Raw genomic sequence first — 25,665 nt, 5'->3', positions numbered from 1 at the left:
CCGGCGTGGCGCGCACGCGCCTCACCCAGACACGGGGGCGCGCATGAGCGCGGCCGCCATGGACCGCAAGCCCCTGTGGCTGGTGCCGGCGCTGGCGCTGGCAGCGCTGCCGGCGGTGGGCTCGGGCTCGACTTGGCTCACCCTCACCGTCGCGGGGCTGGCCATGGGCATGATCATCTTCATCATCGCCTCGGGGCTCACGCTGGTGTTCGGCCTAATGGACGTGCTCAATTTCGGCCACGGCGTGTTCATCGCGCTGGGTGCCTTCGTGGCTACCAGCGTGCTCGGCGGCATGGCGGACTGGACTGCCTCTGCCGAGTTGTGGCGCAACCTCGCGGCCGTGGGCCTGGCCATGGCGGTGGCGATGGCCGTGGCTGGCGCGGTGGGCCTGGCGTTCGAGCGGCTGATCGTGCGGCCGGTGTACGGGCAGCACCTCAAGCAAATCCTCATCACCATGGGCGGCATGATCATCGGCGAGGAGCTGATCAAGGTGATTTGGGGCCCCGAGCAGATCGCCTTGCCGCTGCCCGAGGCGCTGCGCGGCGCGCTGACCTGGGGCGACGCGGCGGTGGAGAAGTACCGCTTGGCAGCGGTGGCGGTGGGGCTGGCGGTCTTCGCCCTGCAGGCCTGGACGCTCTCGCGCACCAAGATCGGTCTGTTGATTCGCGCCGGCGTGCAGGACCGCGAGATGGTCGAAGCGCTGGGCTACCGCATCCACCGGTTGTTCCTCGGCGTGTTCGTTGCCGGCAGCGCGCTCGCCGGGCTCGGCGGTGTGATGTGGGGGCTGTACCAGCAGAACGTGGTGCCGCAGATGGGCGCGCAGGTCAACGTGCTGATCTTCATCGTCATCATCATCGGCGGCCTCGGCAGCACCGGCGGAGCGCTGATTGGCGCGCTGCTGGTGGGGCTGATGGCGAACTACACCGGGTTCCTTGCGCCCAAGGTGGCGCTGTTCTCGAACATCGCGCTGATGATGGCGGTGCTGCTGTGGCGGCCGCAGGGCGTGTACCCGGTGGCCAACCGGTGAGGGCACGCATGAACCTCGAACGCATCCTCTCGGGCGACCTGCCGCGCAGCCGCGTGCTGGCGGTACTGCTGGTACTCACGCTGCTGGGGCTGGCGGCCGCCCCCTTCGTGTTACCGGGCGTCAAGGCGCTCAATGTGGCGGCGAAGATTCTGGTCTTCGTGGTGCTGGTGGCGAGCTTTGACCTGCTGCTGGGCTACACCGGCATCGTGAGCTTTGCGCACACCATGTTCTTTGGCATCGGCGCCTACGGCGTGGCCATCGCGTGCACCCGGATGGAGCCGAGTCTGGCAGCCATCGCGCTGGGCGTGGGCGCGGCGCTGGGGGTTTCGCTGTTGCTGGCGCTGGCCATCGGCCTGTTCTCGCTGCGCGTACGGGCCATCTTCTTCGCCATGATCACGCTGGCGGTGGCCGCGGCGTTCCAGACGCTGGCCTCGCAGTTGTCGGACTTCACCGGCGGCGAAGATGGGCTGAGCTTTCGCCTGCCAGCGTGGCTCATGCCGGCCACGCGCTTCGTCGAGGAGCCGGTGCTTGGCGTCTCCATCGACGGCCGGCTACTCACCTATTACCTGCTGTTCTTCGCAGCGCTGGCGCTGGTGCTGGCGCTGCTGCGCATCGTCAACTCGCCGTTCGGCCGCGTGCTGCAGGCCATCCGAGAGAACGAGTTCCGCGCCGAGGCGATCGGCTACCGGGTGGTGGTGTTTCGCACTTTGTCGAGCGTGCTCTCCGCGCTGTTCGCCACGCTGGCCGGGGCGATGCTCGCGCTCTGGCTGCGCTACAACGGGCCCGACACCTCGCTGTCCTTCGAGATCATGATGGATGTGCTACTCATCGTCGTCATCGGCGGCATGGGTACGGTGTATGGCGCGGTGATCGGCTCGGTGCTGTTCGTGGTCGCGCAGAGCTATCTGCAGGATCTGCTGCGCCTCTCCAGCGACGCCACCGTCGCCTGGCCCTGGCTGTCGGCGTTGCTCTCGCCCGACCGCTGGCTGCTTTGGCTCGGGCTGTTGTTCGTGCTTTCGGTCTACCACTTCCCTACGGGCATCGTCGGGCGGCTGCGGCTGCGGCTGCCGCGAAAGCCTTGAGGCGTCGCTTTCCCAACCCAAAGAGGAGAACCTGCCCATGAACACGCTGAACGCCATTCGAGCGCGGCTGGCCACCTGGGCCGCAGTCGCCGGCCTGTCATTGATGCTGGTCGCCTGCGGCGGTTCGGACGATCCCCTGCGGCGCAAGACGCATCTGGGCGAGGTCATCGGCGCGGAAGACGTGCGCAGTGGCACCTACGCCTGGAAGGGCATTCCGTTTGCCAAGCCCCCGGTGGGCGCGCTGCGCTGGCGGGCGCCGCAGGAGCCCGAGGCCTGGACCAGCGGGCGCGCCGCTACCAGCTTCGGCAACGCCTGCGCGCAATACGGGCGCATCTACGGCCCCGGTGCCAACAACCGCTACGACCTCAGCATTGCCAGCACGCTCGGGCAGGCGGTGGGCAGCGAGGATTGCCTCTACCTCAACATCTGGCGCCCGGCCACGTCGGAGACCAACCTGCCGGTCATCGTGTTCTTCCACGGCGGCAGCAACGTTTCGGGCTACACCGCCGACCCGGTCTACGACGGCGCGGCGTTGGCCAAGGCAGCCAATGCCATCGTGGTGACGCCGAACTTCCGCCTCGGCGTGCTCGGCTTCTTCAACCTGCCGCAGCTCAAGACGGGGGATGCAGCGGCCGATTCGGGCAACTTCACCCTGCTCGACCACATCAAGGCGCTGCAGTTCGTGCGCACCAATGCCGAAGCCTTCGGCGGTAACCCGCAAAGCGTCACCATCATGGGCCAGTCGGCTGGCGCCATCAATGTCTGGGCGCTGCAAACCTCGCCCGCCATGGTGGCAAGCAGCCCGCGGCCGTTCCACCGCACCGTGCCCTTGTCTGGCGGCATTTCACTCGCGTCCTCGCTGCCGCCGGGCAGCCTGCCGATGATCGCCCCGGCCAGCACCTACCTGCTGCAGGGTAATGCCCTGCTGCAGAACCTGCTGATTGCCGACGGTCTGACCTCGGATGCGGCCACCGCCCAGGCCTACGTGGCCAGCCGCAGTGCGGACGAAATCGCCCAGTACCTGCGCAGCAAGACGCCGGCGCAGCTCTTTGCCACGCTGCTCATCAAACTCGCGCCGCTGGGCCTGGCAGGATCAGGCCCGATCCCCGATGGCACGGTGGTCGCGACCGACCCCATCGCCGCGATTCAGGCGGGCCAATTCGTCGACGTGCCCACGCTTGCGGGCAACACCCGCGACGAGGGCAAGCTGTTCCCGTCCTTCCTGCCGCTGGTCGGCGGCACGGGCAATGCGCGCCTGGTCTCGGATGCCGAACTGTTCATCAACCACTACGGCTACAACCCGAATGCCGCGCCGCAGACCCGGGTGGAGCAGTGGATCGCGCCGTCCTACCTGCCGGTTGATGCGCCGGTGAGCGGCTTCACCGCGCGCGCCGAGGCGCTCAACCGGGTGTTCTTCCTCAACAACCGCGACAGCGTGCTCAACGCTCTCAAGGCCCGGCAGGCCAAGGTCTGGTACTACCGTTTCGACTGGGACCGGCAGCCCGCCCCGTGGAACGACATCTACGGCGCGGTGCACACGGCGGATTTGCCGTTCATCTTCGGCAACTTCGGCCCTTCGCTGTTCGGCAACGTGTGGTTCAGCACCGCCAACCAGCCGGGGCGGCAGGAGCTGTCTGCGGCCATGATGCAGACGCTGGCCGCCTTCGCCCGCCATGGCGACCCCAACACCGCCGCACTCGGCGTCAACTGGCCGAACTGGCCCGCCACCCTGGTGTTCAACGCCAGCCCCACGGCCAAATCGATTTCCGTGCAGTGATGGGGCGCCGTGTGCTCACGCCGTTCGATGGTTGCAGCCCGCTCGGGGGCTTGGGCCAACGGTGCTGCGCGTCACACCACTGAGCAGAGGGCGGCATGCCATTGAGTTCCAACTACCTGAGCTGCGCGGGCTACGAGCTCCACTACACCGAGTGGGGGGCGCAGCACGGGCGTACCGTGGTCGCCTGGCATGGCCTGGCGCGCACTGGGCGCGACATGGATGAACTCGCGGCGCACCTGGCGGCCCGCGGCTGGCGGGTGATTTGCCCCGACACCCTCGGCCGCGGGCTGTCGCAGTGGGCGCGCGAGCCGCAGACGGAGTACCGGCTGGCGTTCTACGCGCGGCTGGCGCGCGAACTGTTCGATGCGCTCGAGCTCGACGCGGTGCACTGGGTGGGCACCTCGATGGGTGGGGCCATCGGCACGGTGGCCGCGGGCGGGCTGGTGGAGCCATCGCTCAAGCCGCGCATCAAGAGCCTGGTGCTCAACGACAACGCCCCCGAGCTGGCGGCGCCGGCGATTGCGCGCATCAAAGCCTATGCGGGCGAGCCGCCGGCGTTCGATACGGTGCGCGAGCTCGAGGCCTTCTTCCGCCAGGTCTATGCGCCGTATGGCTGGCTCAGCGACGCGCAGTGGCGGCGGCTCACCGAGACGTCCACCCGAAGATTGCCCGACGGCCGGGTGACGCCGCATTACGACCCGGCCATGGTGCGCCAGTTCGACCACCAGCCCGACGACTACCTCATCTGGCCGCACTACGACGCGCTGCAGGTGCCCGTGCTGTTGTTGCGCGGTGCCCAAAGCGATCTGGTGCTGCCGCAGGCGGTGGCGCAGATGCGCACGCGCGGCCCGGGCGCGGCTGGCCGGCTGCAGGTCATCGAGGTTCCGGGCTGCGGGCATGCGCCGGCGCTCAACGTGCCCGATCAGCTCGAGGCGGTGACGGCGTTCATCGAGGCGCACGCAGGTGCCTGACGCGCGCGGCCTGCGTTTGCGGCCACCCCACACGGGGCCGCAGCACCAGGGCCGGGCGAACCACCGTCAGCCGCCACTACTGTTTGGCCCCCAGCGCGAGTGCCGCGGCGCGTTGCGCGGCGAGCGCGGCGGGGTCGGGTAACTCCCGCGTGGGCCAGCCGGTGAGATGCCGTTCGGCGAGGTCGGCGAGTGCGGTGATCCAGGCGTCGCTGTCGTTGAGACAGGGGATGTATTCGAAGGTCTGCCCACCCGCGTGCAGGAAGGCTTCCCGCGCTTCCTGGTTGATTTCCTCGAGCGTCTCGAGGCAGTCGCTGGTGAAGCCGGGGCAGACCACCTGCACATGCTTGACGCCGCTTTGCGCGAGCGCCACCAGCGTGGGCTCGGTGTAGGGCTCGAGCCATTTGGCCTTGCCAAAGCGCGATTGGAAGGTCAGTTGCCACTGCGAGGCTTCCAGGCCGAGTTCTGTGGCGAGCAGTCGCGCCGTTTTGTGGCATTCGCAATGGTAGGGGTCGCCGAGCTGCAGCGTGCGTGCAGGAACGCCGTGAAAGCTCATCACCAGCTTGTCGGGCTGGCCGTGGCTTTGCCAGTGCGCGCGGATGCGCTGCGCGAGCGCGGCGATGTAGCCGGGGTCGTCGTGGTAGCGGTTGACGAAGCGCAGCTCGGGGATGTTGCGCGTGCGCGCGGCCCAGGCGTAGACGGCGTCGAACACACTGGCGGTGGTGGTGCCGCTGTATTGCGGGTAGGCTGGCAGGATCAGGATGCGCGTCGCGCCCTCGGCCTTGAGGCGGTCGAGCTCGGCGGCCACCGATGGGTTGCCGTAGCGCATGGCGTAGCGCACCGTCAGCTGGTGGCCGCGCTCGCCCAGCCAGCCGCTGAGCTTCGTCGCTTGCCGCTCGGTCCAGACCTTCAGCGGCGAGCCCTCGGGCATCCAGATGCTGGCGTACTTGGCGGCGGACTTCTTCGGCCGCACCCGCAGGATGATGCCGTGCAGGATCAGCCACCAGATGGGTTTGGGGATCTCCACCACCCGCGGGTCGGCGAGGAACTGCGCGAGGTAGCGGCGCAAGGCGCTGGCGGTCGGTGCTTCGGGCGTGCCGAGGTTGCACAGCAGCACGGCGGTCCGCGGCGGCTGGCCGTGGGTGTAGGGGGGTTCGGGGCGAAAGCGCATGCGGTATTCTCGCCCACCCATGACAACCTCGGATTCCACTGAACTTCTCCCCTGCGGCTGCCGCCGCCCGGCGCCCGCACCTGCGCCCGAGGGACCAGGCCCGAGCGGTGCCATGGCGGGCGTGGGCCTCGACGTCGGCCGGATTCGCGCCATCACGCTCGACCTCGACGACACCTTGTGGCCGATTTGGCCCACGATTTCCCGCGCGGAGCAGGCGCTGACGGCCTGGCTGGTGCGCCACGCCCCGGCGGCAGGCGCGCTCGCGAGCCAGCCGGGCGTGACCCGCGCGATGCGCCTGGCGGTCGAGGCGGAACGGCCCGATCTGGCGCACGACCTGGGTGCGCTGCGTCTGGAGGCGCTGCGCGCGCTGTTGCGCCGCGCCGGTGAGGATGTGGCTTTGGCCGAGGCGGCTTTCGAGGTTTTTCTCGAGGAGCGTCACCGCGTGGACTTCTTTGCCGATGCGATCGACGCGCTCGAGCTGCTCTCGGCGCGCTATCCGGTCGTGGCCTTGTCGAACGGCAATGCGTGCGTGCACCGCATCGGCATCGGACACCGTTTTTGCGCCGCCGTCAGCGCGCGCGAGATTGGCTACGGCAAGCCCGACCGGCGAATTTTTCTGGCCGGTGCCGCCGCAGCAGGGGTGCCACCCGAGGCGGTTTTGCATGTGGGGGACGACGCGGAACTCGATGGCCGCGGGGCGCTCGACGCCGGGATGCAACTCGCCTGGGTCAATCGCACGGGCTTGGCTTGGCCCGATCCGACGCGCCGGCCACACGCCGTCGTGACGGACCTGCGGCAGCTCTGCGCGCTGCTTTCGTAAAGAAAAGCGTCACAGGCCGTCGTAAAACGGTCGTTTAGTGCTCTCTTTTTAGGAGTTTTCGGACGACTTGGCGCTGGGCAAACGCAGCGGCCGATCCTCGAACTCGGTGTTGAGGACCACCGTGCTGGTCGTGCGGGCGACGCCGGGGATGGCCTTGATGGCGTAGAGCACGTCTTCGAGGGCTCGGGCGTGGCTGGTGCGTATCTTGGCCAGGAAGTCGTATTCGCCGGCGACGCTGTGCAGTTCCTGCACCTCGGGCATCTCGCGCAGACGCGGGGCAACCTCGCGGCAGTGCACGCCGCCGTCGTTGCGAATCATCACGAAGGCGGTGAAACCGAGGCCCAGCGCCAGCGGATCGACGCTGAGCGAAAAGCGCCGGATCACCCCGCGCTCGATGAGTTTCCTCACCCGCTCGTGCACGGCAGCGGTGGAGAGACCCACTTCGTGGCCAATGTCGGCGTAAGAACGACGGCTGTCGACGCTCATGGCCGTAAGAATTCTTGCGTCCATCTCATCAATCGATATATTGTTCTGCATACGGAGAAGATACGTATAAAATATCGTCAATCGTCAAGCCAACCGTAAAACCTTCGGAGGGTGCGAAAAATGGCAAAAAATGTCTGGAGTGAACCGAGCGGGGCGGGCCTTGGTTTGCGCGTCGCGACGGCCTTGGCGCTCGTCTATGTGGTTTGGGGAACGACGTACTTTGCCATTGGTGTGGCTTTGAAGGAAATCTCGCCGCTTTGGCTCAACGCCAGCCGCTTCACCGTCGCCGGCGTGTTGATGTTGCTTTGGGCGCTGGCGCGTGGCGAGCGTCTGCCGGGTTGGCGGCTGCTCGCGCATGCGGCGATCGTGGGTGGGTTCATGGTCAGTTTGGCGATGAATTTCGTCGTGTTTGCGCAACGCGCAGGCATCGGCTCGGGCCTGATGGCGACGGTGGTGACCACCATGCCGTTGTGGCTGACACTCTGGAGCCGCATCGGCGGCGCGCCGGTTTCGCGGCGGACCTGGACCGGCTTGGTGCTGGGCGTGCTCGGTGCGGTGCTGCTCGCGCTCGAGCGCGATTTTTCGGCGACGCCGCTGGGCGCTTTGCTGGCGTTTGGCGCGCCGCTCGCCTGGAGTCTGGGCTCTCATGCCAGCCGCCGGCTCGAACAGCCCACGCCGGGCGTTGGCGCTGCGGTGCAGTGGCTGGTCGGGGGCTTGGTCTGCGCCGGGATGGCGCTCGCGTTCGAGCCGGTGCCCGATCCGGCGCACTGGAGCCTCGAAACCCTGAGCGCCTGGTTGTACCTGCTGCTGCTCGGAACGCTGGTGACGCTCAATGCCTATCTGTGGTTGCTCCAGCACACCTCGGCAGCGCTCGCGGGCAGCTACAGCTTCGTCAACCCGGCGGTCGCCTTGCTTTTGGGCGCCCTGATCGGCGGTGAGCATCTCGATGGTTGGGTGATGCTCGCGCTGCCGCTGATTCTGCTGGCCCTCGTGCTCATCCTGCTGCCTGCGCGCAACCGCAGCCCGGCAGCCTCGGCCCTGCTGCGGCCCGCGCGCTGAGCGGCGCTCGCGACCGAGGCTTGACGTGCTTCAGACCGCGTGCGGGTCGTGGGCGCTGCGCACCCGCAGGCGCAGGCTGAGGTCGGTTCGAGAGTCCGCGTGCTCGAGGGCGGTTTCGAGGGTGATGCGTCCGCTTTGCACCAGCCGCAACAGATCCTGGTCGAAGGTGTGCATGCCGAGTGCGGCGTTTTTCTCGATCGCCACGCGCAGTTCGTCGACCTCGCCCTTTTCGATCAGGTCCGCGATATGGGCCGAGCGCAACATCAACTCGGTACACAGCACAGGGCCCTCGCTGTCGCTGGCTGGGGGCAGCAGGCGCTGCGAGAGGATCGCTTCGAGGTTCATCGACAGGTCGAGCCGCACTTGCGCGTGTCGATGTTCCGGGAAGAAGTTGATGATGCGTTTGATGGCCTGCGCCGCGTTGGCCGCGTGCATCGTCGAGAGGCAGAGCTGCCCGGTTTCGCTGTAGTTGAGAGCTTGCTCCATGCTCTCCCGGTCGCGAATTTCCCCAAGCACGATCACATCGGGCGCTTGCCGCATGGCATTGCGCATGGCTTCGCCGAAGTTTTGGGTGTCGAAGCCGACTTCGCGCTGCACCACGGTGCTTTGATCGTGCTCATGCAGGTATTCGATCGGGTCTTCCACCGTCAGGATGTGGCCGGCTCGCCGACGCGCCCGTTCGCGCACCAAAGCGGCCAGCGTCGTGCTTTTGCCGGAACCCGCGGCACCCACGATGAGCACGAGTCCGCGCGGCAGCAGCGACAACTCGCGCACCGTCGCGGGCAGGCCGAGGGTTTCCGTTGGCGGCACCGTGTCGCGGATGTGCCGCGCCACCATGCCGACATGGCCACGTTCGCGGAATAGGTTGATGCGAAAGCGTCCGACGCCGGCTTCGTCCCAGGCGAGATTGAACTCTTGCTGCGCGTCGAACGCGGCCGACTGGGCCGGCGTGAGCAGCGAACGGGCAAGCCCATCGACTTCGGCCGCGGTGAGCGCGGGGTAGCCCGGAATCGGGGCCGCGCGCATTTGAACGCGCAGCCGGGGTGGGGCGTAGGCGATCAGGAACAGGTCGGAAGCTTGTGCCGCGACCGCGGCGCGAAACAGGGCAGCGAGTTTGGGAGTGCTCATGGGCGGGCCTTTCGGTCTGGCGTCGGATGCCAGCCGGGTTCATGCTAGCGCGCGGCGCCCGGTTTGCACAGCCTGGCGGGGGCTTGGAATTTGACCGAACGCAACGCTGAACCAGTTCCTGCGATGGCGCGCGAGGGACTTGTTCAGCGTTGCCCGAAATCAATCAAGCACGCCGCCGCGGCGCCGCTTCGGACCGCGCCTTCGAGTGTTGCGGGGTAGGGGCCGGCGACGTAGTCACCTGCGGCCCACAGACCCGGGGCAATGCGGGCGCTCGGGCGCTCGAGGTCCGGCGTGCAGGCGAAGGTGGCGCGCCGCTCGGTGAGCGTGGCGACGGGCTCGAGCCTCAGGCCCAACTGGTCGCGCGCCTGCGCGAGCACGGCGGCCTCGATGTCGGCGCGCTCGCCGCGGCTGTCGCTCACGACGAAAGCGTACAGACCCGCGGGCCCGCCCAGTGCGCCGCGGTCGAAGACGAATTGCGCCGGAGCCCCAGCGCCGCTGCGCAGCGCCAACATGGGCTCGGGCAGGGCAGGCGGGGCGGCGCCTGCGCCGGCGCCGGCGTAGTTGGATGGCCATCGTGCATAGACGGTCGTGATGGCGGTCGCGCGCAGGGCTTTGGCGCTGCGGGCCCAGCGCTCCAGGGTGGCGGCTTCGGTAGCGCTGGGGCTGTGCGCCGCAGCGGTATGCACGAGTCGCGCGGCTTCGATGGAGGGGCAGGCGAGGATCACCTGATCGAAAACCGCACCGTCGAGCTGCCATCTCGGCTGGGTGGGGGCTGCCCCATGGCCTTCCGGCGCGAGGGTTTGCACGCGCGCGCCCAGGCGCAGCGTCTGAGCGCGCGCACGCAGCCAGTCGACGGCGGCGTCGGGAAACAGCCGGCCCAAGTCCACGCGCGGCAGCAGCAGGTCGCTCGCGCGCATGCCGGGGGCGGGCGCGGTTGCGAACAAGGCGTCTTGCAGCACCCGCAGGAACACCGCGCCGCTGGCTTCGTGTGCGGCTGTGTTGAGGGCCGAGACGCACAGCGGCTCGATGAAGCGCTCCTGCACCGGAGGTGGCAAGCCGCGCGCGAGGTCGGCCACCGTGGCGTTGGGTGCACAGCGAAACGCCGCGAGCCGCCAGCGCGCCGCGCGCGTGAGCAGCGAGCCCCGCTCGCGCAGGCTCCAGCCCCGTGCACGGGCGATGCCCATCAGCGCATTCCAAGGCGCGGGCAGGTCGGGCAGCGCCACGCCCTCGCCGTTGGCGTCGCGCAGCGCGAGCGGACGGCGGAGCAGCACCGCCTCGGGCGAGACGCCGACCGTGCGCATCAGCGCAAGCGTCTCGGTGTACGCACCGATCAGGATGTGCTGGCCGTTGTCGAGCGTGAGGCTGGCGCCGGGCACGGTTGTGCGTTCGACGCGGCGCGCGCGGCCTCCGACCTGGCGCGCGGCTTCGAACAGGGTGACGGCGTGGCCCGCCTGCGTGGCATGGACGGCTGCAGCCAGCCCGGCCCAGCCGGCGCCGACGATGGCCACGCGAGCGGGAAAGCCTGGCGCGGCCATCACATGCGCCCGAGCGCCTGCATCTTCCAGGCGAGCCAGAACTTGCGCAAGGGTGTGAGCGCGATGCGCTGATCGAGCACGCGAAAACCCTCGCGCTCGATGGCGCGCAGCAAATCGCGGTAGATGCTCGCCATCATGAGCCCGGGCTTTTGCGCCCGTCGGTCGGCTGCGGGCAATTGGGCCAGCGCCTCGTCGTAGAGCGCATGCGCGCGCTCGGCCTCGAAGCGCATCAGCGCGGCGAAACGGTCCGAGTGCTGGCGCTGGAGGATCTCTTGGGCCTTCACGTCGAAGCGCTGCAAATGGTCGATGGGCAGGTAGATCCGCCCGCGCAGCGCGTCCTCGCCCACATCGCGCAGGATATTGGTGCGCTGCAGCGCCTGGCCCAGCGTGTGCGCGTAGGCCGTGGTCGCGGGGTCGGTTTGGCCGAAGATGCGTGCGGCGACCTCGCCCACCACGCCTGCGACGAGGTGGCAGTAGCGGGACAGCGCCGCTTCGTCGAGGTAGCGCGTTTGCGTGAGGTCCATGCGACAGCCTTCGATCACGGCCTGCAGCGGCGCCTCGGTCAGGCCATACGGGGCGATATGGGGGCTGAGGGCGCGCATCACCGGGTGGCTTGGCCGGCCGGCAAAAGTCTGGTGGACTTCCCTCTGCCACCAGGCCAGCTTCGCCGCCGCGACGTTGGGCTCATGCACTTCATCGACCACGTCGTCCACCTCGCGGCAGAAGGCGTAAAACGCCGTGATCGCCGCGCGCCGCTCGGGGCTCAGAAACAAAAACGCGTAATAAAAGCTGCTGCCCGAGGCGACGGCTTTTTGCTGAACGTAATCTTCGGGCTTCACGGGCAAGGCGAGGTGGGGTTTCGGAACGGCGCCGATTGTCCCATTGCCTTTGGGCAACGCTGAAAAAGCCCCCTCGCGCGTCGCGCATCCCGGCTGCGGGCGGTCTGCGTCGTTGCAAATCCTCGCCATAGCTGCGGCTATGGCTGCGGTTTGCGCCTCGCATCCCATCCCGCGGCCGGGCGCGCGCCGCCGCAGGAACTGATTCAGCGTTGCCTTTTGGGCGCCGCGGCTTGGAGGGAATCTCAGGGTGGCGGACGCCGCATGCACAGCGCCCGCCAGAGCAGCCGCGGCACATCGCGGGCGTGCAGCCGCGGGCGCTGCTCGAGCAAGCGGTCGCCGCTCGCCGCGATCTGCTCGAGCATGCGCTCTGCGCCCTGCACGACCAGGCGCAGCTCCCAGCCCGAGCGGCCCGGCACTTCGAACACGATCGGGGAGCCTTTTTGCAGCAACGCCCGCGTGAATTGGTGCAGTTCTGCTATCAAATTTGAGAATTCCGGGCCGCGCACGGGCGCCCGCGGGTCGACGCCGTGGTGCGCGCAGCGGTCGGCCGGCAGGTAATAGCGCTGGCGCGGCAAATCCACGCTCAGGTCTTGCCAGAAGTTGATGAGTTGCAGCGCGCTGCACACCGCGTCGCTGCGCGCCCGCGTGTCCGGGTCCTCGATGCCGTAGAGGTGCAGCATGAGCCGTCCGACCGGGTTGGCGGAGCGGCTGCAATAGTCGAGCAACGCGTCGAGATCTGCGGGCACCGCACCCCCGCGTGTCGCGCGCACGTCCTGCTCGAAGGCATCGAGCAGATGCTCGAGCGGCGCCAGCGGCAGCCGGTGCCGCGCCATCACCGCGGCCAGCGGCGCAAACACTTCGGGCCAAGCGCTGTTCTGGCGCGGGCTGCCGGCGGCGGCAGCCTGCAACTCGGCGCGGTATTCGGCCAGCCGCTGCAGGCGCGTCGCGGCATCGACCTCGCCCTCGTCGGCCAGGTCGTCCGCCGTGCGCGCATAGGCGTAAATCGCCGCGACCGCCGGCCGCAGCGCAGCCGGGCACAGCCACGAGGCGACGGGGAAGTTTTCGTAATGGGTGACCGGCGGGGCCAGCGGTTCGGCAGTCATGGGCACTCGATTGTCGCTTGACAGGCAAGGGGGTCTTCCTCTAGATTACTAACCAGTCAGTCAGTAACTGGGTTCGGGGCGCCGTGCGCATCCGTTCCCACATCGGTTTTACCGGAGCACGAGATGCAAGCAGTACAAGGGCGGCACCGGTCGCTGTTTTTTTCGGACGGGCGCGGCGCGCGCGTGTGGCTTGCGCTGAGCGCGGCGCTCGCACTGGGCGCTTTGAGCGGCTGCAGCAAGCCGCCCGTGGAGGAGCCGCCGCTGCGCACGGTCAAACTCATCACGGTCGGGGTCGCGCCCTTGTCCGCGCAGCGCGAATACGCCGCCGAGGTCCGTGCGCGTGTCGAGTCGCGGCTGGGCTTTCGGGTGGCCGGCAAAATCATCCGCCGTTCGGTCGAACTCGGGCAGCGCGTGGCTGCGGGCACGGTGCTGGCGGAGATCGACCCGCGCGACTACGCGCTCGCGGCCGAGGCTGCACGCGCGCAGGTGGCAGCGGCGCAGACCCAGCGCGACCTCGCGGCGGCCGACTTCAAGCGGTACCAGGCGCTGCGCGAGCAAAACTTCATCAGCGGAGCTGAACTCGAGCGCCGCGAAACCGCGCTGAAGGCGGCCGAAGCCAGTCTGCAGCAGGCCCGAGCGCAGTTGGGTGTGCAGGGCAACCAAGCCAGCTACACCCGGCTCGTCGCCGATGCGGCTGGAGTCGTCACCGGGCTCGACGCCGAAGTCGGGCAGGTGGTTGCCGCTGGCGCGCCGGTCGTTCGCGTCGCGGTCGATGGCCCGAGAGACGTGGTGTTTCATCTGCCCGAAGACAAGCTCTCCAGCGTGCGTCGCGGCCTGGCCGTGACGGTACGCGTTTGGGGCGAAGCGCGGGAGCGCGAAGGGGTGGTGCGCGAGATTGCCGCGGCGGCCGACCCGGTCACGCGCACCTACCTGGTTCAGGTGGCTTTGCAAGGCGGGGAGCCGCCCGCCCTCGGGGCGACGGCGATGGTCGCACTGCCCGCGCCCATGGCCAGCGGCGCGCCGGTGGCGGCGATCAAGCTGCCCACCACGGCGCTGCGGCAAGAGGCCGGCCACTCGGCGGTCTGGGTGTACGACCCGCAGAGCAGCACCGTTTTGTCGCAACCGGTGGAGGTCGCCACGGCCGATGGCAACGAGGTCGTCGTCACGGCCGGCCTCAAGCCCGGCCAACAGGTGGTGGCGACAGGGGTGCATGTGCTCGCGCCCGGCCAGAAAGTGCTGGTTTATCAGGAAAAGTACCAGAATGCCGGCGCCAATCGGACCTTGGCTGCTCCTCAAATAGGAGCAAGTCAGACGTCGCCTGCGCGTGCAGCGGCCTCGGACGCGGCTCGGTGAGGTGCATATGGTTCACCACACCCACCCGGAACGGGCTTTCAACGTCTCGCGTTGGGCCATCGAGCACGACGCGCTCACCCGCTTCCTGCTCATCGTGCTGATGCTGCTGGGCATTGCCGCGTATTTCCAACTGGGCCAGGACGAAGACCCGCCGTTCACCTTCCGCGCGATGGTCGTGCGCACCTATTGGCCGGGGGCGAGCGCGCGCGAGGTGGCCGAGCAGGTGACCTACAAGCTCGAGAAGACGCTGCAAGAAGTCCCCTACGCCGATCGCATCCGCAGCTATTCCAAGCCCGGCGAGTCGCAGATCATCTTCCAGATCAAGGACTCCTCGCGCCCGTCCGACGTGCCCAACGTCTGGTACACGGTGCGCAAGAAGATCGGCGACCTGCGCGGCACGCTGCCGCAAGGCGTCGTCGGGCCCTTCTTCAACGACGAATTCGGCGATGTCTTCGGCGTCATCTACGTGCTCGAAGCGCCAGGCTTCAGCCCCGCCGAGGCCAAGGTCTTCGCCGACCAGGTGCGCGACCAGCTGCTGCGCGTGCCCGACGTCGCCAAGGTCGAACTGTTCGGTGTGCAGGACGAGAAGGTCTACATCGAGCTGTCGCAAAAGCGCCTGGCCGAGCTTGGGCTCGACCTCAACGCCGTGCTCGCGCAGCTCAACCAGCAAAACGCGGTCGAGTCCGCCGGCGCGGTGCAGACGCCCTCCGAGGTGGTGCAGGTGCGGGTGGCGGGTTCGTTCAATTCGGTCGAAGACCTCGCCGCCATGCCGATCCGCGGCGCGCCCGTGTCGGCGGGCGCCGGGGCGCCGCAACTGCGGCTGGGCGACATCGCGCGCGTGTACCGCGGCTATGTCGATCCGCCGCAAATCAAGGTGCGCCACGACGGCGAGGAGGGCATTGCGCTCGGCGTCTCGATGGCCAAGGGCGGCGACATCATCCGGCTCGGCAAGGCACTCAAAGCGGCCGCCGCGCGCATCGAGCAGGGCCTGCCCGCCGGTGTGAAACTCGTGCAAATCCAGGACCAGCCGCGCGCGGTGAGCACCTCGGTCAACGAGTTCGTGCGCGTGCTCATCGAGGCGGTGGTCATCGTGCTCGGCGTGAGCTTCGTCTCCCTCGGCCTGCACAAGAAAGCCGAAGCCGCCGGTTTGCCGCTGTGGCGGCGCTACACGCTCGACGTGCGTCCCGGCCTGGTGGTCGCGATCACCATCCCGCTCGTGTTGGCCATCACCTTCCTGGCGATGCGCTACTTCGACATCGGGCTGCACAAGATTTCGCTGGGCTCGCTCATCATTGCGCTCGGCCTCTTGGTCGACGACGCCATCATTGCCGTCGAGATGATGGTGCGCAAGATGGAGGAGGGCTACGACAAGGTGCGCGCAGCGACCTTTGCCTACGAGCTCACCGCCATGCCCATGCTCACCGGCACGCTGATCACCGCCGTGGGCTTTCTGCCCATCGGCATTGCGCGTTCAGCGGTGGGGGAATACACCTTTGCCATCTTCGGCGTCACCGTCATCGCCCTGCTGATCAGCTGGGTGACCGCGGTGTATTTCGTGCCCTATCTCGGCGTGGTGCTGCTGCGCCAGCCGCCCAAGGCTGCGGCGGCGGGCAGCGGCGAAGGCGCGGGGGGTGGGGCGGTTGCCGGCGACGGACCCGACGAGGTCTTCGACTCGCCTTTTTACAACCGCTTCCGCGCCGCGGTGACCTGGTGCGTGACGCACCGCTGGAAGACGATCGGCGCGACGATCCTTCTCTTTGCGCTGGGCATCGTCGGCATGGGCAAGGTGCAGCAGCAGTTTTTCCCGGATTCCTCGCGACCGGAAATCCTGGTGGACCTTTGGTTCCCCGAGGGCACTTCATTTGCCGCCAACGAAGCGGTCGCCAAGCGGGTCGAGGCACGTCTTCTAGCCGAACCCGGCGTCACCGCCGTGAGCCAGTGGGTGGGTTCGGGTGTGCCACGCTTTTACCTGCCGCTCGACCAGACCTTTCCGCAGACCAATGTCTCGCAGCTCATCGTGCTGCCCAAGGACCTGCCCACGCGCGAACGTCTGCGCAAGGCGCTGCCCGCGGTGCTGGCCCAGGAATTCCCCGAGGTGCGCGGCCGCGTGAAGCTGCTGCCCAACGGGCCACCGGTGCCGTATCCGGTGCAGTTCCGCGTCATCGGCGCCGACCCCACGCTGCTGCGCGAGCGGGCCGATGAGGTCAAAGCGGTGCTGCGTGCCAGCCCCCACCTCCGCGGGGTCAACGACAACTGGAACGAGTCGGTCAAGGCCCTGCGCCTCGAAGTCGACCAGACCCGCGCGCGCGCGCTCGGCGTCTCGAGCCAGTCGATTGCCCAGGCCTCGCGCACGCTGCTGGCGGGCGCCACCGTGGGGCAGTACCGCGAGGGCGACAAGCTCATCGACATCGTGCTGCGCCAGCCGCTCGACGAGCGCAACGCCATCACCGCGATCGGCAACGCGTATTTGCCCACCGCCTCGGGCAAATCGATTCCGCTCACCCAGATTGCACGGCCGGTCTTCACCTGGGAGCCGGGTGTGCTTTGGCGCGAGGGCGGCAACTACGCCGTCACCGTGCAGGGCGACACCACCGAGGGCTTGCAGGGCGCGACCGTCACCGCTGAACTGCTGCCCGAATTGCGGCGCATCGAGCAGCGCTGGGCGGCGCAGGGGCCGCAGGGCTACCGCATCGAGGTGGCCGGCGCGGTGGAGGAGAGTTCCAAAGGCCAGTCCTCCATTGCTGCGGGCCTGCCCATCATGCTGTTCCTGACCTTCTTCCTGCTGATGCTGCAACTGCACAGCTTCAGTCGTGCGGTGCTGGTGTTCATCACCGGGCCGCTGGGCATCGCCGGCGTGGCCGGCGCGCTGATTGCGCTCAACCGGCCGTTCGGCTTTGTCGCGCTGCTCGGCGTGATTGCACTCATGGGCATGATCCAGCGCAATTCGGTCATTCTGATCGACCAGATCGAGCAAGACCGCGCGCGCGGCGTGCCGGCGTGGGATGCCATCGTCGAGTCCGCCGTGCGGCGCCTGCGCCCGATCGCGCTGACCGCTGCGGCGGCGGTGCTGGCGATGATTCCGCTCTCGCGCAGCGTGTTCTGGGGGCCGATGGCGGTGGCCATCATGGGTGGCTTGATCGTGGCCACCGTGCTCACGCTGCTGGCCTTGCCCGCCATGTATGCGGCGTGGTTCCGCGTGCGGCGCGAGCCCGCCGGCGCGCCCGGCTCCGCGGAGGATGGCGCGGGGGCGGTTCCCGGTTAAACTTGAAGTTTCGCCGATTTCCTTGGGGTGGTCTGGCCAGCTCGCGCTGTCGACCACCCTTTTGTTCGGACCCGCGCGGGTGGCGAAATTGGTAGACGCACCAGGTTTAGGTCCTGACGCCAGCAATGGTGTGGGGGTTCGAGTCCCCCCCCGCGCACCACATTCCTTCATTCAAACAGAGAGCAATCCCATGGCCGTTACCGTTGAAAACCTCGACAAGCTGGAACGCAAGATCACTTTGACTCTGCCCATCGAGCAGATTCAGTCCGAGGTCGACGCGCGTCTCAAAAAGCTCGCTCGAACCGTCAAGATGGATGGCTTCCGTCCGGGCAAGGTGCCGGTCGGTGTGGTCGCACAACGCTACGGCTATTCGGTGCAGTACGAAGTCGTCAACGACAAAGTCGGCGAAGCCTTCGCGCAAGCCGTGCAGGAGGCCGACCTGCGCGTCGCGGGCGCGCCCAGTATTACCGAGAAGGAAGAGGCGCCCGAGGGAATGTTGGCCTTCGACGCCGTCTTCGAGGTCTACCCCGAGGTCAAGCTCGGTGACCTCACTACCGTCGAGGTTGAAAAAGTGGTGGCGGACGTGTCCGAAGAGGCCATCGACCGCACCATCGAGATTTTGCGCAAGCAGCGCCGCACCTTCGCCCAGCGTCCGCTCGACGCCGCCGCCCAGGATGGCGACCGCGTGACGGTCGATTTCGAAGGCAAGATCGACGGCGAACCCTTCGAAGGCGGCCGTGCCGAGGGCTTTCAGTTCATCATCGGCGACGGCCAGATGCTCAAGGAGTTCGAGGACGCGGTTCGCGGCATGAAAGTCGGCGAGAGCAAGACCTTCCCGCTGAATTTCCCGGCCGACTATCATGGCGCCGAGGTGGCTGGCAAGACGGCTGACTTCCTCGTGACGGTGAAGAAGATCGAGGCCGCACACCTGCCCGAAGTCAACGAAGCGTTCGCCAAGTCGCTCGGCATCGAGGACGGCAGCGTCGAAGGTTTGCGCGCCGACATTCGCAAGAACCTCGAGCGAGAAGTCAAATTCCGCCTCCAGGCGCGCAACAAGAAGGCTGTTCTCGACGCCGTCGTTTCCGTCGCTGAGCTCGATCTGCCCAAGGCCAGTGTCAAGGCCGAAATCGACCGCCTGGCCGACCGGGCGCGCGCCGAGCTCAAGCAGCGGGGCGTCAAGGATGCGGACAAGGCGCCCATTCCCGACGAAATCTTCCGTCCGCAGGCCGAGCAGCGGGTGCGCCTCGGGCTCGTCGTGGCCGAACTGGTCAAGGCCAATCAACTGCACGCCACGCCAGAGCAGGTGCGCGCGCATGTCGAAGAACTGGCCTCGAGCTACGAGCGTCCGGAAGAGGTGGTGCGTTGGTACTACAGCGACCCGCGCCGCCTGGCCGAGGTCGAAGCCGTGGTGATCGAGAACAACGTCTCCGACTTCGTGCTGTCGAAAGCCAAGGTTCAGGAGAAAGCCATAGGCTTCGACGAGCTGATGGCTCAGCAGGGCTGAGTTCCCGGGGAGTCGCTGGACTCCCTGAAGCCGCGGAGGGGCTTGCAGGCGCGCCTGGCGTGCGGCAGGCCCTTTTTGTATGGTTGGCCACATGCGAAGAGGTCGGTAGGGTGCAGAGGCCTTGGTCTGCATATCACCGCCCAGAGCGCCTTGCCACAGCCATCGCTTGCCAACGTTGCCCGTAGGCCGCCGTCAACTTGGTTAAAGTTGCGCTATTTCCAGGAGCGTGTATTCATGAGTCATCAGGTCATTCAAAGTCTGGGCATGGTGCCCATGGTCATCGAACAGTCGGGGCGTGGCGAGCGCGCCTACGACATCTATTCGCGTCTTCTAAAGGAACGGGTCATCTTCCTCGTCGGGCCGGTCGACGACCATTCGGCCAACCTGGTGGTGGCGCAGTTGTTGTTCCTCGAGAGCGAAAACCCGGAAAAGGACATTTCGCTCTACATCAACTCACCGGGCGGCTCCGTGTCGGCGGGCATGGCGATTTACGACACGATGAACTTCATCAAGCCCGATGTCGCGACCTTGTGCACGGGCTTCGCCGCCAGCATGGGCGCTTTCCTGCTCGCGGCGGGCGCCAAAGGCAAGCGCTACTCGCTGCCGCATTCGCGCATGATGATTCACCAGCCCTCGGGCGGCGCTCAGGGGCAGGCGACGGAAATCGAGATTTCCGCGCGCGAAATCCTCAAGACGCGGCAGTTGCTCAACAAGATCCTCGCCGAACGCACGGGGCAGCCGCTCGAGCGCATCGAGCGCGACACCGAGCGCGACTACTACCTCGATCCGCAGGAAGCCCTTGAATATGGCTTGATCGACCAGATCCTGACGAAGCGGGCCTGAGAGACTGAGAGGAGTCGGTCGTGCCCGCTTTGACGCCCCAAGGCACGCCCAACTCCCTCCCAGTCTCTGAGCCCGACCCAGTCCGGTCGACTCGCTATCATCGAGATTCACATAACCCACCAGGCAAACTGCTCAATGGCCAAGAAAGACGGTAACGGCACCGCGAAACCTTTGTATTGCTCGTTCTGCGGGAAGAGCCAGAACGAAGTCAAAAAGCTCATCGCGGGCCCGTCGGTGTTCATCTGCGACGAGTGCATCGAGCTGTGCAATGAAATCATCCGTGATGAGTTGCCTTCGAGCGCCATGCAAGACGCCGCGAAGACCGACCTTCCCACGCCCGCCCAGATCAAGGCCAACCTCGACCAGTACGTGATTGGCCAGGAGAAAGCCAAGCGCATCCTCGCCGTGGCGGTCTACAACCACTACAAGCGTCTGCGGCACCAGGACAAGGCTCGCAAGGACGATGTCGAACTGGCCAAAAGCAACATCTTGCTGATCGGCCCGACCGGCTCGGGCAAAACCTTGCTCGCGCAGACGCTCGCGCGGATGCTCGACGTGCCTTTCGTCATGGCAGACGCGACCACGCTCACCGAGGCGGGCTACGTGGGCGAAGATGTGGAAAACATCATCTCCAAGCTGTTGCAAAACTGCAATTACGACGTCGAGCGTGCGCAGCGCGGCATCGTCTATATCGACGAAATCGACAAAATTTCGCGCAAGTCCGACAACCCTTCGATCACCCGCGATGTCTCTGGCGAAGGCGTTCAGCAAGCGCTGCTCAAGCTGATCGAAGGCACGATGGCCAGCGTGCCGCCCCAGGGCGGGCGCAAGCACCCAAGCCAGGACTTCATCCAAGTCGACACCACCAACATCCTGTTCATCTGCGGCGGAGCCTTCGCGGGGCTGGAAAAAGTCATCGAGGCGCGCACCGAGTCTTCGGGCATCGGCTTTGGCGCGGCTGTGCGCAGCAAGGCCCAGCGCTCGTTGACGGAAATCTTCAGCGAAATCGAGCCTGAGGATCTCATCAAGTTCGGCCTCATCCCCGAATTGGTCGGGCGCATGCCGGTCATCGCCACGCTGGCCGAGTTGACCGAGGACGCGCTGGTGCAAATCCTCACGGAGCCGAAGAACGCCCTCGTCAAGCAGTTTGCTCAACTGTTCGCGATGGAAGGCGTCGAACTCGAGATCCGGCCGGCGGCGTTGCGGGCCATTGCGCGCAAGGCCCTCCAGCGCAAGACCGGTGCGCGTGGCCTGCGCTCGATCCTCGAGCAAGCGTTGATGGACACGATGTTCGAACTGCCGAACCTCGGCAATGTCGAGCGGGTCGTGGTCGACGAGGCGACGATCGAGGAAAACAAGCCCCCGCTGCTCGTCTACCGAGAGGCGGCCCGACAGGCTTGACGGGCGCTCGTCGCGCGCCATCCCGGGCGCACGGCTTGTTCTCGCCATGCGCGGGTTAACTGCCCGCCTGCAGCCCCATCGGCTGCGCCTCGTCTATTGAAAACGTCGGGCGCGCAGCCATCTTGGTAAGGTTATGAAAGGGGAATTTCCCATGTCTGGACACACGCCTTTACCTTCCACGCCGATCGACCTGCCGTTGTTGCCCTTGCGCGACGTCGTGGTCTTTCCGCACATGGTCATCCCGCTGTTCGTGGGCCGTGCGCGCAGCATCAAAGCCCTCGAGGCGGCGATGGCGTCCGACCGTCGCATCATGCTGGTCGCCCAAAAGACAGCGGCGAAAGACGAACCGATGCCGACCGACCTGTTCGAGGTTGGCACGGTCGGCAGCATTCTTCAGTTGCTCAAGCTCCCCGATGGCACCGTGAAGGTTCTGGTCGAGGGCTTGCAGCGCGCAACGATCACCCAGGTGGAGGCATCGGAAGACCGCTTCGTGGCGACCGTCGTCCCCGCGCCGCTGCCCACGGAAGCCGAACTGCAAAGCACCGAGACCGAGGCCTTGCGCCGCGCGCTGATGCAGCAGTTCGATCAGTACGTCAAACTGAACAAGAAGATTCCGCCGGAAATTTTGAGCTCGATCGCGAGCATCGATGACCCGGGCCGTCTGGCCGATACGATCGCCGCGCATCTGCCGCTCAAGCTCGAGCACAAACAGATGGTGCTCGAGTTGATCGACATTGGGCCCCGCCTGGAAAATCTCTTCGAACAACTGGAACGCGAAGTCGAGATCCTCAACGTCGACAAGCGCATCCGCGGCCGCGTCAAGCGCCAGATGGAAAAGAGCCAGCGCGAGTTCTATCTGAACGAGCAGGTCAAGGCGATCCAGAAAGAGCTCGGTGAAGGCGAAGAGGGCGCCGATCTCGAGGAACTCGAAAAGCGCATCAAGGCCGCGCGCATGCCCGCCGAGGCTCGCAAGAAGGCCGAGGCCGAGCTCAAGAAGCTCAAGCTGATGTCTCCCATGTCGGCCGAGGCTTCGGTCGTGCGCAACTACATCGAGGTCCTGGTCGGCTTGCCGTGGAGCAAGCGTACCAAGATCAAGCACGACCTCGCCTACGCGGAAGAGGTGCTCAATCAGGATCACTATGGCCTCGAGAAGGTCAAGGAGCGCATCCTCGAGTACCTCGCCGTGCAGCAGCGTGTCGACAAGGTGAAGGCGCCGATCTTGTGTCTCGTCGGGCCGCCTGGCGTCGGCAAGACCTCCTTGGGTCAGTCGGTGGCCAAAGCCACGGGCCGAAAATATGTGCGCATGGCCCTGGGCGGCATGCGCGACGAGGCCGAGATCCGCGGGCACCGGCGCACCTACATCGGCGCCATGCCCGGCAAGGTGCTGCAGAGCCTCTCGAAGGTCGGCACGCGCAATCCGCTGTTCTTGCTCGATGAAATCGACAAACTGGGGATGGATTTCCGGGGTGACCCTTCGAGCGCACTGCTCGAGGTGCTCGATCCCGAACAGAATCACACCTTTTCGGACCACTACGTGGAGGTCGACTTCGACCTTTCGGACGTCATGTTCGTGGCGACCTCGAACTCGATGAACATTCCGCCGGCGCTGCTCGACCGCATGGAGGTGATCCGCCTGTCGGGCTACACCGAGGACGAAAAGGTCAACATCGCCATGCGTTATCTGCTGCCCAAGCAGATGAAGAACAACGGCGTGCGCGAGGGTGAGCTGGAGGTAGCCGAGGAAGCGGTTCGGGACATCGTGCGCTATTACACCCGCGAGGCGGGCGTGCGCTCGCTCGAGCGGGAGCTCTCCAAGATCTGCCGCAAGGTCGTCAAGAGCTTGCAGCTCGGATCGCTGACGGCGCCGGTTCGTGTGTCGAGTGAAAACCTCGACCAGTTCTTGGGTGTACGGCGCTACACCTACGGCCGGGCCGAGACGCAGAGCCAAGTCGGGCAGGTGGTTGGCCTGGCCTGGACCGAGGTTGGCGGCGACCTGCTCACCATCGAGGCGGCCGTGATGCCCGGCAAGGGCGGCATCATCCGCACTGGCATGCTCGGTGATGTGATGAAGGAGTCGGTGGAAGCGGCGCGCACCGTGGTGCGCAGCCGCGCGCGCCGGCTGGGCATTCCGGATGAGATGTTCGAAAAGCGCGACATCCACATCCACGTGCCCGACGGTGCGACGCCGAAGGACGGGCCGAGCGCGGGTGCGGCCATGGTCACCGCGCTGGTTTCGGCGCTGACGGACATCCCGGTTCGGGCCGACCTGGCGATGACCGGCGAGATCACGCTGCGCGGCGAGGTCACGGCGATCGGTGGGCTCAAGGAGAAGCTGTTGGCGGCGCTTCGGGGGGGCATCAAGACGGTGTTGATTCCCGAAGAGAACGTGAAAGATCTCCAGGAAATCCCGAAGAACGTCAAGGATGGCTTGGCCATCGTGCCGGTGAAGTGGATCGATCAGGTGCTCGAGCTCGCGCTCGAGCGCCAGCCCGTTCCGCTGAAGGACGACGTCATCGCGGCGGCCACGCCGATCGAGCCGACTTCCGCGGCTGCGGTGGCGGGGGTGGTCGGCGAGCCGCTCAAACATTGATCGAGCGCGCCGAGAAAACCGCAAAAAGTTGGTATATAATTTCGTTATTGCAGCAACGACAGCGAAACACTCAAAGTCGTCGCTTCATGCGGGAATAGCTCAGTTGGTAGAGCGCAACCTTGCCAAGGTTGAGGTCGCGAGTTCGAGCCTCGTTTCCCGCTCCAGATCGAGGAAGATTTCCAACGTCTTCCGAAAAAGGGAAGCTCTGGCTTCCCTTTTTTGTCAGAGCATGGCGCGGTAGCAAAGCGGTTATGCACCGGATTGCAAATCCGTGTAGGTCGGTTCGACTCCGGCCCGCGCCTCCAAACCGAGCCCCAGCCGCTGCACGCTTGCTGGGGCTTCTTTTTTGGGCGCGATCCTCTGCGACAATTCGCCGCCTGGCCTCGATGGTGGAACAGGTAGACACAGCGGACTTAAAATCCGCAGACCTTAACCGGTCGTGCCGGTTCGATTCCGGCTCGAGGCACCACCTGAGCGCGTCGTCTTCGAAAGCGGAGGGTACGCACAGGAAAAACAAAGCCCGCTGCGAGCGGGCTTGTTTTTGAGTTGAATTGGTGGGTCCTGTAGGATTCGAACCTACGACCTACGGATTAAGAGTCCGCTGCTCTACCAACTGAGCTAAGAACCCGAACGGTGGTGGAGAGGAGGAGGATCGAACTCCCGACCTTCGCATTGCGAACGCGACGCTCTCCCAGCTGAGCTACCCCCCCGCCGTCGAGGCTTGCATTATAGCAGCGCCCAAAGCCGTGCCTTGCCTGGCCGACGCTGGGCCGTCCGTTTGGCTGGTCTCAGGTCATCCCGTTGCGGCGGGCCAGCTCCACGAACAGCGCAGCATGGTCGAGATCGGCCAAACCGTCGGCGATGGCTTGCGCGTAAAGCCGCTCGAACAAGGCCGTGACCGGGGCATCGAAACCCAGGGCGGACGCAGTATCGAGCGCGTTGCGCAGGTCCTTCAGTTGTACCGTCATGCGGGCGCGCGGCGCAAAATCGCGTTCGACCATGCGCTGGCCATGTACCTGCAGCACCTGGCTGTCGGCGAAGCCGCCCGTGATGGCTTCGCGCACCTTGGCCATGTGAGCGCCGCCGCGCTCGGCGAGCAGCAGGGCTTCGGCCACCGCGCCAATGGTGATGCCAACGATCATCTGGTTGGCGAGTTTGGTGAGCTGCCCTGCACCGTGGGGGCCGACGTGCGTGGCGCGTCCAAGCGCCGCGAACACCGGTGCGGCGCGCTCGAAGTCGGCCGCATCGCCGCCGACCATGATGGCGAGCGTGCCCGCTTCGGCGCCCACGGTGCCGCCCGAGACCGGCGCGTCCAGATGGGATACGCCGCGCTGCGCCAGCAGCTCGGCGTGCGCGCGGGCCTCCGCCGGCTTGATCGAGGACATGTCGATCACGAGCGAGCCGGGCGGCATGGCGTCTGCGGCGCCCAGTTCGAACAACACCTGGGCGACGACCGGCCCGTCTTCGAGCAGGCAGACCACCGCTTCGGCTTCGGCAACCGCTGCAGCCGGGGTGTCATGCACCTGCGCGCCAACCGCGGCCAGCGCTTCGGCCTTCGCTCGGGTGCGGTTCCACACCTGAACCGTGTGCCCCGCCGCGCACAGCCGTCGCGCCATGGGCAGCCCCATGCGGCCGATCCCAAGCACGCAAAGTTTCATTGTTGACTCCTGAAATGAGAGCGCATCATGACCCGTTCACGCCGGCATCGGCTTGTTTT

The 25,665-nt window shown here is 66.6% G+C and carries 19 protein-coding genes and 6 tRNA genes; 16 read left to right on the top strand and 9 right to left on the bottom strand.

All coding sequences use genetic code 11. The annotated features are described in order from the left end of the window. The first annotated feature begins 43 nt into the window (after positions 1-43). From EDC62_RS01765 to EDC62_RS01750, 4 genes are all read left to right on the top strand, one after another. Positions 44-1,027 carry a branched-chain amino acid ABC transporter permease gene (locus EDC62_RS01765; protein WP_124219777.1) on the top strand — a complete coding sequence of 328 codons (984 nt, stop codon included), beginning with the start codon at positions 44-46 and terminating at the stop codon, positions 1,025-1,027. Positions 1,028-1,035: 8 nt separating this feature from the next. Continuing rightward, positions 1,036-2,109 (top strand): branched-chain amino acid ABC transporter permease, encoded by a 1,074-nt coding sequence (locus EDC62_RS01760; RefSeq protein ID WP_124219775.1) that lies wholly within the window; start codon positions 1,036-1,038, stop codon positions 2,107-2,109. A 37-nt stretch (positions 2,110-2,146) separates the two neighbouring features. After that, positions 2,147-3,886 (top strand): carboxylesterase/lipase family protein, encoded by a 1,740-nt coding sequence (locus EDC62_RS01755; RefSeq protein WP_124219773.1) that lies wholly within the window; start codon positions 2,147-2,149, stop codon positions 3,884-3,886. Positions 3,887-3,981: 95 nt separating this feature from the next. Then, positions 3,982-4,857 (top strand): alpha/beta fold hydrolase, encoded by an 876-nt coding sequence (locus tag EDC62_RS01750; protein WP_124219771.1) that lies wholly within the window; start codon positions 3,982-3,984, stop codon positions 4,855-4,857. 76 nt (positions 4,858-4,933) lie between these two features. Here EDC62_RS01750 and hemH read toward each other — a convergent pair whose 3' ends face one another. Beyond that, positions 4,934-6,025, bottom strand: coding sequence for a ferrochelatase (gene hemH / locus EDC62_RS01745; protein ID WP_124219769.1), 1,092 nt, complete (start codon positions 6,023-6,025; stop codon positions 4,934-4,936). Positions 6,026-6,137: 112 nt separating this feature from the next. Between hemH and EDC62_RS01740 the strand changes: the two genes are divergently transcribed. Beyond that, positions 6,138-6,845 (top strand): HAD family hydrolase, encoded by a 708-nt coding sequence (locus EDC62_RS01740; protein WP_124219767.1) that lies wholly within the window; start codon positions 6,138-6,140, stop codon positions 6,843-6,845. 48 nt (positions 6,846-6,893) lie between these two features. Here EDC62_RS01740 and EDC62_RS01735 read toward each other — a convergent pair whose 3' ends face one another. After that, positions 6,894-7,355 carry an Lrp/AsnC family transcriptional regulator gene (locus EDC62_RS01735; RefSeq protein ID WP_124219765.1) on the bottom strand — a complete coding sequence of 154 codons (462 nt, stop codon included), beginning with the start codon at positions 7,353-7,355 and terminating at the stop codon, positions 6,894-6,896. Positions 7,356-7,451: 96 nt separating this feature from the next. Here EDC62_RS01735 and EDC62_RS01730 point away from each other — a divergent pair, with 96 nt between their 5' ends. Then, positions 7,452-8,390 (top strand): EamA family transporter, encoded by a 939-nt coding sequence (locus EDC62_RS01730; protein ID WP_124219762.1) that lies wholly within the window; start codon positions 7,452-7,454, stop codon positions 8,388-8,390. Positions 8,391-8,420: 30 nt separating this feature from the next. Here the strand turns inward: EDC62_RS01730 and EDC62_RS01725 are convergent, their stop codons facing one another. The 4 genes from EDC62_RS01725 to hpnC form a co-directional block, all read right to left on the bottom strand. Further along, complete coding sequence (locus EDC62_RS01725) at positions 8,421-9,518, bottom strand: PilT/PilU family type 4a pilus ATPase (RefSeq protein WP_124219760.1); 1,098 nt, start codon at positions 9,516-9,518, stop codon at positions 8,421-8,423. Between the two features lie 143 nt (positions 9,519-9,661). Continuing rightward, positions 9,662-11,053 carry a hydroxysqualene dehydroxylase HpnE gene (gene hpnE, locus EDC62_RS01720; protein WP_124219757.1) on the bottom strand — a complete coding sequence of 464 codons (1,392 nt, stop codon included), beginning with the start codon at positions 11,051-11,053 and terminating at the stop codon, positions 9,662-9,664. After that, the gene (hpnD, locus tag EDC62_RS01715; RefSeq protein ID WP_124219755.1) at positions 11,053-11,892 is read right to left on the bottom strand and encodes a presqualene diphosphate synthase HpnD; all 840 of its coding nucleotides are present in this window, start codon (positions 11,890-11,892) and stop codon (positions 11,053-11,055) included. Before hpnD ends, hpnE begins: the two co-directional genes overlap by 1 nt. A gap of 242 nt (positions 11,893-12,134) precedes the next feature. Then, the gene (gene hpnC / locus EDC62_RS01710; protein ID WP_124219753.1) at positions 12,135-12,995 is read right to left on the bottom strand and encodes a squalene synthase HpnC; all 861 of its coding nucleotides are present in this window, start codon (positions 12,993-12,995) and stop codon (positions 12,135-12,137) included. A gap of 123 nt (positions 12,996-13,118) precedes the next feature. On the opposite strand from hpnC, the gene EDC62_RS01705 reads away from it, so the two are divergent. The 10 genes from EDC62_RS01705 (at position 13,119) to EDC62_RS01660 (ending at position 24,417) form a co-directional block, all read left to right on the top strand. Then, positions 13,119-14,348, top strand: coding sequence for an efflux RND transporter periplasmic adaptor subunit (locus tag EDC62_RS01705; protein ID WP_124219751.1), 1,230 nt, complete (start codon positions 13,119-13,121; stop codon positions 14,346-14,348). A gap of 7 nt (positions 14,349-14,355) precedes the next feature. Beyond that, a complete protein-coding gene (locus EDC62_RS01700; protein ID WP_124219748.1) occupies positions 14,356-17,610 on the top strand; it encodes an efflux RND transporter permease subunit in 3,255 nt (1,084 codons plus the stop codon). Between the two features lie 73 nt (positions 17,611-17,683). Continuing rightward, positions 17,684-17,770, top strand: a tRNA-Leu gene (locus tag EDC62_RS01695). Between the two features lie 30 nt (positions 17,771-17,800). Beyond that, positions 17,801-19,114: a trigger factor gene (gene tig / locus EDC62_RS01690; protein ID WP_124219746.1), complete on the top strand. Its 1,314-nt coding sequence runs from the start codon at positions 17,801-17,803 to the stop codon at positions 19,112-19,114. A gap of 234 nt (positions 19,115-19,348) precedes the next feature. Continuing rightward, positions 19,349-19,957 carry an ATP-dependent Clp endopeptidase proteolytic subunit ClpP gene (gene clpP / locus EDC62_RS01685; protein WP_124219743.1) on the top strand — a complete coding sequence of 203 codons (609 nt, stop codon included), beginning with the start codon at positions 19,349-19,351 and terminating at the stop codon, positions 19,955-19,957. 135 nt (positions 19,958-20,092) lie between these two features. Next, positions 20,093-21,358, top strand: a complete 1,266-nt coding sequence (gene clpX, locus EDC62_RS01680) for an ATP-dependent Clp protease ATP-binding subunit ClpX (RefSeq protein ID WP_124219740.1) — start codon at positions 20,093-20,095, stop codon at positions 21,356-21,358. A 151-nt stretch (positions 21,359-21,509) separates the two neighbouring features. Next, complete coding sequence (lon, locus tag EDC62_RS01675) at positions 21,510-23,948, top strand: endopeptidase La (RefSeq protein ID WP_124219737.1); 2,439 nt, start codon at positions 21,510-21,512, stop codon at positions 23,946-23,948. A gap of 88 nt (positions 23,949-24,036) precedes the next feature. Further along, positions 24,037-24,112 (top strand) — tRNA-Gly (locus EDC62_RS01670). Between the two features lie 67 nt (positions 24,113-24,179). Further along, positions 24,180-24,253, top strand: a tRNA-Cys gene (locus EDC62_RS01665). Positions 24,254-24,328: 75 nt separating this feature from the next. Then, positions 24,329-24,417, top strand: a tRNA-Leu gene (locus tag EDC62_RS01660). Positions 24,418-24,500: 83 nt separating this feature from the next. Here the strand turns inward: EDC62_RS01660 and EDC62_RS01655 are convergent. From EDC62_RS01655 to EDC62_RS01645, 3 genes are all read right to left on the bottom strand, one after another. After that, a tRNA-Lys gene (locus EDC62_RS01655) sits at positions 24,501-24,576 on the bottom strand. Positions 24,577-24,582: 6 nt separating this feature from the next. Beyond that, positions 24,583-24,658: transfer RNA gene (locus EDC62_RS01650), tRNA-Ala, on the bottom strand. A 78-nt stretch (positions 24,659-24,736) separates the two neighbouring features. Continuing rightward, positions 24,737-25,606 (bottom strand): NAD(P)-dependent oxidoreductase, encoded by an 870-nt coding sequence (locus EDC62_RS01645; protein ID WP_124219735.1) that lies wholly within the window; start codon positions 25,604-25,606, stop codon positions 24,737-24,739. Positions 25,607-25,665 lie beyond the last annotated feature (59 nt).

This window comes from Tibeticola sediminis, assembly GCF_003843835.1.
In the GTDB taxonomy this organism is placed as follows: Bacteria; Pseudomonadota; Gammaproteobacteria; order Burkholderiales; family Burkholderiaceae_C; genus Tibeticola; species Tibeticola sediminis.
The sequence above is the reverse complement of the archived record's forward strand: the minus strand, read 5'-3'. Positions and strand labels throughout refer to the sequence as shown.

Excerpts from the sequence above, each read along its gene's own strand:
- EDC62_RS01765 (WP_124219777.1), top strand. The coding sequence starts at position 44 with ATGAGCGCGGCCGCCATGGACCGCAAGCCCCTGTGGCTGGTGCCGGCG.
- EDC62_RS01760 (WP_124219775.1), top strand. The coding sequence starts at position 1,036 with ATGAACCTCGAACGCATCCTCTCGGGCGACCTGCCGCGCAGCCGCGTG.
- EDC62_RS01755 (WP_124219773.1), top strand. The coding sequence starts at position 2,147 with ATGAACACGCTGAACGCCATTCGAGCGCGGCTGGCCACCTGGGCCGCA.
- EDC62_RS01750 (WP_124219771.1), top strand. The coding sequence starts at position 3,982 with ATGCCATTGAGTTCCAACTACCTGAGCTGCGCGGGCTACGAGCTCCAC.
- hemH (WP_124219769.1), bottom strand. The coding sequence starts at position 6,025 with ATGCGCTTTCGCCCCGAACCCCCCTACACCCACGGCCAGCCGCCGCGG.
- EDC62_RS01740 (WP_124219767.1), top strand. The coding sequence starts at position 6,138 with ATGGCGGGCGTGGGCCTCGACGTCGGCCGGATTCGCGCCATCACGCTC.
- EDC62_RS01735 (WP_124219765.1), bottom strand. The coding sequence starts at position 7,355 with ATGGACGCAAGAATTCTTACGGCCATGAGCGTCGACAGCCGTCGTTCT.
- EDC62_RS01730 (WP_124219762.1), top strand. The coding sequence starts at position 7,452 with ATGGCAAAAAATGTCTGGAGTGAACCGAGCGGGGCGGGCCTTGGTTTG.
- EDC62_RS01725 (WP_124219760.1), bottom strand. The coding sequence starts at position 9,518 with ATGAGCACTCCCAAACTCGCTGCCCTGTTTCGCGCCGCGGTCGCGGCA.
- hpnE (WP_124219757.1), bottom strand. The coding sequence starts at position 11,053 with ATGGCCGCGCCAGGCTTTCCCGCTCGCGTGGCCATCGTCGGCGCCGGC.
- hpnC (WP_124219753.1), bottom strand. The coding sequence starts at position 12,995 with ATGACTGCCGAACCGCTGGCCCCGCCGGTCACCCATTACGAAAACTTC.
- EDC62_RS01705 (WP_124219751.1), top strand. The coding sequence starts at position 13,119 with ATGCAAGCAGTACAAGGGCGGCACCGGTCGCTGTTTTTTTCGGACGGG.
- EDC62_RS01700 (WP_124219748.1), top strand. The coding sequence starts at position 14,356 with ATGGTTCACCACACCCACCCGGAACGGGCTTTCAACGTCTCGCGTTGG.
- tig (WP_124219746.1), top strand. The coding sequence starts at position 17,801 with ATGGCCGTTACCGTTGAAAACCTCGACAAGCTGGAACGCAAGATCACT.
- clpP (WP_124219743.1), top strand. The coding sequence starts at position 19,349 with ATGAGTCATCAGGTCATTCAAAGTCTGGGCATGGTGCCCATGGTCATC.
- clpX (WP_124219740.1), top strand. The coding sequence starts at position 20,093 with ATGGCCAAGAAAGACGGTAACGGCACCGCGAAACCTTTGTATTGCTCG.
- lon (WP_124219737.1), top strand. The coding sequence starts at position 21,510 with ATGTCTGGACACACGCCTTTACCTTCCACGCCGATCGACCTGCCGTTG.
- EDC62_RS01645 (WP_124219735.1), bottom strand. The coding sequence starts at position 25,606 with ATGAAACTTTGCGTGCTTGGGATCGGCCGCATGGGGCTGCCCATGGCG.